This window comes from Terriglobales bacterium (genome assembly GCA_035543055.1).
GTDB lineage: Bacteria > Acidobacteriota > Terriglobia > Terriglobales > Acidobacteriaceae > JAIQFD01.
The window spans coordinates 1-4,706 of record DATKKJ010000136.1; the positions used below are offsets into that span (position 1 = coordinate 1).

The following is a 4,706-nucleotide window of genomic DNA, read 5'->3' on the forward strand; positions in this document are numbered from 1 at the left end:
GGAACGCCGAGAAGAAGAAGTGAGGGATCCTTCGCTTCGCTCAGGATTTCGGCAGCGGGCTCCCACTCGCGCTGTGCGCTCGTTCACGCCCGCTAAGCGCCTCAACTTCTGCCCGTTCTGCGGGCGGGCCGTGTCGCGAACTATATGGAACGCCGAGAAGAAGAAGTAGTAGCTTGTAGCTGGTAGTTAGTAGCTAGGCGAAACGCCGCCGGCCCCTAACTACCAGCTACCGGCCACTAGCTACCGCAGTACACGTCCTTCGGTGACGTTTACGACAAGGGGCGAAATGAAAGATTGTTAGGGTTGCCGGGCAGCCACGGTCCGGCACCAGGCATCAGACAAGGCGGACGACGTGCACACATTACTGGTCTCGACCACCATCTTCTTCACCAGCGTTTCAGCCGTCGGCATCGGGATCGGCGCTGGCTACGCCGCCATCTGGGCCATCCTGGCTGCCTTCGGGCGTCACCCCCGGCCGGAGCCGGTCGCCGTTCCTGCACAGGCCGCCATCCAGCCCAGCCGCTGACCTCCTTCCCGGCCGACAGGCGCAAGACAACCCCTGCTGTCCTCGCTGTCGCCAGGGACTATTCTGGTGGCGGCTGTTGCTGTTCTTGCTGCTTCTGCTGCATGCGCTGGAGCTCCTGCAGAAGTTGCTCCGGCGTCTTCGGCTGGCCGGGCTGCGGTGGCTCTCCCTGCGGCTGCGGCAATTGTGGTTGCGGGACCTGGAGCTGCGGGAACGGCTGGCCTTGCGGCCCGGGCTGCTGTACCGGTTGAGGCGGGGGCTGCGGCGCTTCCTCGGGCTGCTCCACCGTCTCGTCCGGCTGCACATCGGATTCTTCATCGGCGGCGGCAGGTCTAGTGGTGGCACGCGCCTGCGCGGTCGGCGCTGGAGGTGCGGCACCACCGGCTTCCCGCGAGGTGATGATCGCTCGCTGCAGCAGGTCGGGCCTGCCGTCCACACCCAGCAGGATGTAGTCATAGCGCGTGCCGTTCAACAATGTGGCCAGGACCTGCGGGGCCGGGGCCGGTCCCACCACCGCCGCCACCCTCTCCTGGGACAGACTATCCGGATACTCGATGCGGGCGCCGGTCTTGCTCCGCACCTGGTTCAGGATGTCGCCCAGGGTGGAATTATTGGCGGTCACGGTCAGCAGGCCGTTGCGAAAACTGACCTGGGGGGCATTGGGCGGCTGCTGTGCGAGTGTTGCCGGAGCGGGCGCCGGAGCGGGGGCAGGCTTCTGCTCTTCCCCCAGGGCTGGGGGCGGATGCGCGACTCCTGTGCGGCCCGGGTTCTTGTGCTTGCCAGGTTCGTGATCACGGCCTCGTGGCCCGCCCCCAGCCTTCTGGTGTGCCGATGGCCCTTCGGGCGGCTGCAAACGATCGTCCACCACTTGGGCGGACCTCGGTTGCGCCCAGCAGGCGATTCCGGCCAGCACCAGCAATACGCGCGCGATGTTGCGGATGGGCGTCAAGAAAGCGGGTCCCCGTGCGCCCGATTCTACACCCGCCGCCGGTACATCGGATGTTGTGCCACGGCGCCATTGACATCTGAGAGCGTCGGGATAGCATCTATCTCAGAGTAACCAGCCATGATCCGCAATACGCTTATTACCTTCGTCCTAATGGCGACGTGGACGGGGATGGCCCAGACCGCGCCCGGCACTTCGTGCAGCGTCGGCAACGAGGTGGACGCGGCCACCCGCTCCGGTATCGCGCAGACCGCCCAGCAGGTCACCGACTACACGGTCCAGGGCGACTTGTTCAACCTGCGGCAGGGTTCCACCGGCACTCTGGCGGGGAGTTTTGGCGGCATCGAGGCCGTCATTGGGGAATACAAGCCCAGTCTCGCCGGGGCCACCGCCAGGATCCGCAATCTGTACGTGCTGGACGCCAAGGGCTCCCAGCCGCTGGAGACCGCCGAGTTCTTCTGCGGCATCATGAACTCTCCCGACGCTACCGCATTTCGCCTCAACGGCCTTCTGCCGGGGCAGTACGCCATCATCATCCAGGACCTCACCGCACCCAAGATGCCTTTCATCCTGACCCAGATCCTGAAGAACGAAGGCACCTGGAAGCTGGCAGGCTTCTATCTCAAGCCGGTACAACTGGCCGGCCACAACGCTGCCTGGTTCCTGGAAAAGGCCCGCGATTACAAGGCCCGGGGCCAGAGTCACAACGCCTGGTTCTACTACCTGGCCGCATGGGACGTCACCGCGCCGGTCCAGTTCATGAGCACCCGCCCGCTCGACAAGCTGGTGGACGAGATGGCCCAGGTCCGTCCCAACGATCTGCCTTTCGACGGCCCCTCCGATCTGGCGGGCGCTGGCAGGACCTACAAGGTCACCTACGTCTCCATGGTCCCGGTCGGCGACGATCTCTACCTGCTGGTGAAATACCAGTCTCCGGACGTCTCGGACACCCAGCAGGCTTATGCCGACAATATGGGCGTCATCAAGGCCGTGGCCAGCCGCTACCCGGAATACCGCGAGGCCTTTGCCGGCGTGGTGGCCCGCGCCACTGAGCCCTCTGGCCGCGATTATGGTTCCATGCTGGCCATGAAGGACGTGAAGTAGTCCGAGGTCACAAAGACGTTCCGCGCGCACTTTGTGCGGGTTCCTTTTTCTGGGTTGTCAACCAGCGATGCCCATTTGCCCGAATCGCTGCCACCTTCCCCGGCATCGAAACATCGTGATACCCGGGCCCGTACGTCACGTTGCCCGCTTTAATCGCATGGAAAGGAAGTAACGATGGCGACTGAACGAGTTCCCAGGCTTGATTCCCGGTGCCCGGCAGCCGGGCAGGAGAGGCCGCTCAGTGAGGCAATCCGCGACCGCCGCTCTACTCCCCATTTCGAATCCACTCCCATCCCTGAGGCCGACCTGAAGAAGATGCTGGACGCCGCCCTGGAAGCTCCCAGCGGCTACAACCTTCAGCCCTGGCGCTTCGTCGTGGTCCGCGACCCCGAAGTCCGCAAGAAGCTGCGCGAGGCCGCTATGGGACAGCCCCGGGTGGAGGAAGCGCCGGTCGTGGTCGTCGCCTGCGGCGATCCGCTCGGCTGGAAGAAGGGCGATCTGGAACAGATGCTGGGCCTGGGCAATCAGCACGGCTTCCCGGAAACCGGTAACGACGGCGCCCGCAAAGCAGTGAACAGCCTGCTTGGCGGCATCGGCGGCGAGGCTGCAGGCATCAGCGGCAACACCCACGTCTGGGTCAATCGCCACGTGATGATCGCCTTCACCACCCTGATGTGGATGGCCGAGTGCCTTGGCTACGATACCGCTCCCATGGAAGGCTTTCTCGAAGACAAGGTCAAACAGCTCCTGGGCATCCCCAACGAGGTGCGGGTGGTCGCCTTGCTGGCCATCGGCCATCGCAAAGGCAACGACAAGCTCTACGGCGGCCGTTTCCCGCGCCCCAGCCTGCTCTTCGCCGATCGCTGGGGCAACGGCCTAGATCTTTAGACAAACGACCCCGCCCCTTCCTGGGATTTTGCCAAGTACTGGGCGCCGGGGTTGTTCGAAGCGCTCCTGGCGAATTACCCTGAGGACGGTCCGTCGCAGGTGTTGCTCCGGCGCTGTCTCGAATTCTGTGCCGAATCCCCGGCCCGGGACTGGGACGGCGTGTACGTGATGAAAACAAAATGAAGCGCGCCACCATCCTTGCTGCTGTCCTGCTCCTCGCCCTGTCACCGGTCCGGGCGCAGCAGCCCGCGGGCGCTGCCGACGCCGGCAAGTCCAGCCGACCGGACGTCCTGAAGGACGAGCAGTTCTCCGACGCCGTCGCCAACGCCTTGTTGTCGCGCATTGCCGACGGGTTCACCCGCCGCAACCCCAGGCTGCTGCTGTCGGCCTTCGATGCCCGGCGATTCGACGGCTACGCCCTGTTTGCCGACCGCATGCGCGCGCGCCTGGAGCAGCACGATTCCTTCCGCGCCTACTTCCGCATCCTGGACACGACACCGCAGGACGCCCGCGCCATGGTGAACGTGGAGTTGCAGGTCGAACAGAGCTACAGCCCCGCCGGCCGCCCTCCGGTCCGCAGCAGCGGACAGGCTCGTTTCACCTTCGAGCGCGGCGCCGCCGGTTGGAAGATCGTGGACGTGGCCCCGCGCGGCCTGCTCACCGGCGGGCGCGGGCCCGCCTAGACTCACTATGAAGCGAGACTATCCCGATCGTCCCATCGTCGGTGTCGGGGCGGTGATCATCGGCGGCGGCCGCGCCCTGGTGGTGCGCCGCGCCACCGAACCGCTCAAGGGCGAGTGGTCCATCCCCGGTGGCGTGCTCGAACTGGGCGAGACCCTGCGCGCCGGAGCCGCCCGCGAAGCCTTGGAAGAGACAGGCCTGACCGTGGAGGTCGGCGAGGTGCTTGAGGTCTTCGATCGCATCATCCCCGACGCTCACGGCCGCACCCGCTACCACTACGTGCTGGTGGATTTCCTCTGCCGCAAGCTCGCCGGCGAGGCCAGGCCCGGCAGCGACGTCAGCGAGGTCCGCTGGATCAGCGCTGCTGAACTGGAGACCTTCGCCATCGCCGATTCCGCCGCCAACGTCATTCGCAAGGGTTTCCAGCGGAACCAGCCATGATGAGCACAATCGCCAAGGATCCGGTGGATGAATTCCTCCGCGCCTACCCGTGGGTGGTCCCGTTGCTTGTCGTTGGCTGGGGATGTCTCGTGATGCAGCTCGTAGCGCGCCTCAGCGGTTGGT

6 protein-coding genes are annotated in these 4,706 nt (G+C 65.3%); 5 read left to right on the plus strand and 1 reads right to left on the minus strand.

Features of this window, described 5'->3' with window-relative positions; translation table 11 throughout:
* Positions 1–352: 352 nt before the first annotated feature.
* Positions 353–526: a hypothetical protein gene (locus VMS96_09515; protein ID HVP43661.1), complete on the plus strand. Its 174-nt coding sequence runs from the start codon at positions 353–355 to the stop codon at positions 524–526.
* Between the two features lie 58 nt (positions 527–584).
* Here VMS96_09515 and VMS96_09520 read toward each other — a convergent pair whose 3' ends face one another.
* Positions 585–1,472: a hypothetical protein gene (locus tag VMS96_09520; protein ID HVP43662.1), complete on the minus strand. Its 888-nt coding sequence runs from the start codon at positions 1,470–1,472 to the stop codon at positions 585–587.
* Positions 1,473–1,589: 117 nt separating this feature from the next.
* Here VMS96_09520 and VMS96_09525 point away from each other — a divergent pair, with 117 nt between their 5' ends.
* The 4 genes from VMS96_09525 (at position 1,590) to VMS96_09540 (ending at position 4,583) form a co-directional block, all read left to right on the plus strand.
* Positions 1,590–2,573 carry a hypothetical protein gene (locus VMS96_09525; GenBank protein ID HVP43663.1) on the plus strand — a complete coding sequence of 328 codons (984 nt, stop codon included), beginning with the start codon at positions 1,590–1,592 and terminating at the stop codon, positions 2,571–2,573.
* Positions 2,574–2,747: 174 nt separating this feature from the next.
* The gene (locus VMS96_09530; protein HVP43664.1) at positions 2,748–3,461 is read left to right on the plus strand and encodes a nitroreductase family protein; all 714 of its coding nucleotides are present in this window, start codon (positions 2,748–2,750) and stop codon (positions 3,459–3,461) included.
* 179 nt (positions 3,462–3,640) lie between these two features.
* Entirely contained in the window at positions 3,641–4,144 is a 504-nt protein-coding gene (locus VMS96_09535; GenBank protein ID HVP43665.1) for a hypothetical protein, read from the plus strand.
* Between the two features lie 7 nt (positions 4,145–4,151).
* Complete coding sequence (locus VMS96_09540; protein HVP43666.1) at positions 4,152–4,583, plus strand: NUDIX hydrolase; 432 nt, start codon at positions 4,152–4,154, stop codon at positions 4,581–4,583.
* Positions 4,584–4,706 lie beyond the last annotated feature (123 nt).